The sequence below is a fragment of the Robertmurraya sp. DFI.2.37 genome (assembly GCF_029211245.1).
Lineage (GTDB): Bacteria > Bacillota > Bacilli > Bacillales > Cytobacillaceae > Robertmurraya > Robertmurraya methanolica_A.
The window spans coordinates 1-586 of the sequence record NZ_JARGEJ010000170.1 but is presented as its reverse complement, the minus strand read 5'-3'; the positions used below and the strand labels follow the sequence as shown (position 1 = coordinate 586).

General features: G+C 41.0%; 2 protein-coding genes. One reads left to right on the top strand and one right to left on the bottom strand.

Features of this window, described 5'->3' with window-relative positions; all coding sequences use genetic code 11:
* Positions 1-210: ATP-binding protein (locus tag PZE06_RS30055; RefSeq protein ID WP_275792105.1), on the top strand; the 210-nt coding region annotated here is incomplete at its 5' end.
* A gap of 88 nt (positions 211-298) precedes the next feature.
* Here the strand turns inward: PZE06_RS30055 and PZE06_RS30050 are convergent.
* On the bottom strand, positions 299-586 hold a 288-nt coding region (locus PZE06_RS30050; RefSeq protein ID WP_275792104.1), incomplete at its 5' end, for a hypothetical protein.

Sequence of the window (586 nt, the reverse complement as noted above, 5' to 3'; positions counted from 1 at the left end):
AGGGAAAGGTCAATCCTTATGGAAATAATAGAAGACAGACACGGATTAAAATCAATCATAATAACATCACAACTTCCTGTCGAAAGTTGGTATGATGCAATTGGTGATCCTACGGTAGCAGATGCAATCCTGGACAGAATTGTACATACTGCACACAAAATTGAACTAACAGGAGATTCTGTAAGAAAGATTAATGCTAAAAAGAAGTAGTATCTGCTATAAAGAATTATAACTGAAACTGATCCGGGTTAAAATGCATTTTTCTCTACTTAAATCTCATATTTTTTTGATGGGTCAATCAGGAGTATAATAGTGGGTCAAGTGACTTTATATTTTCCACCTCCTTCAGCTGGATATAGTCACGATACGTCATCTGCGTGTAATGGAAGCTGTCAATGATCACGATGTTGAAACTCTTATGACGCCGGAGCCTGATCTTCAAGGTGGGGATGTCCTCCTTGATGAACGCCAAATGGCGGCTTACCTCGGCCATACCAAAGCGCCGCAGGTTATTTTGGACTGTCAGAGAAGTTCCTTCCTCCAGGGAGTTGAACGCCACACGGTCATACTTGCAAAGTTCCTTGCA